This window comes from Bradyrhizobium sp. LeoB3, assembly GCF_055456055.1.
This window is the reverse complement of the sequence record NZ_JBVBEF010000489.1, coordinates 1-229: the sequence shown is the minus strand read 5'-3', so window position 1 is coordinate 229 and position 229 is coordinate 1. Positions and strand designations below refer to the sequence as shown.

Genomic DNA, 229 nt, shown 5'->3' with positions numbered 1-229 from the left:
GCGCAAGGGTCGTCAAGGCCGGCCGTCGTGCTGTCCTGACGCCTTGCTCCACCACTGCCAGGCTGCGCCTTGACGGCGCCGCGCACGGCGCGAGGATCAGGCGGGTCGGGACGCCGTCTCCTCCGGCTTGACGCATTCGAAGACGCGGCCCTTGTTGAGGACCGCCCAGGCGATCCGGGCGAGCTTGTTGGCGAGCGCAATCGCCAGCACGTTGTGGTGCAATCGCTTC

At 69.0% G+C, this 229-nt stretch carries 1 pseudogene; it reads right to left on the bottom strand.

The annotated features are described in order from the left end of the window. Nucleotides 1–96 precede the first annotated feature (96 nt). Nucleotides 97–229, bottom strand: a pseudogene (locus tag ACZXDY_RS46790) (IS110 family transposase); the annotation flags it as partial.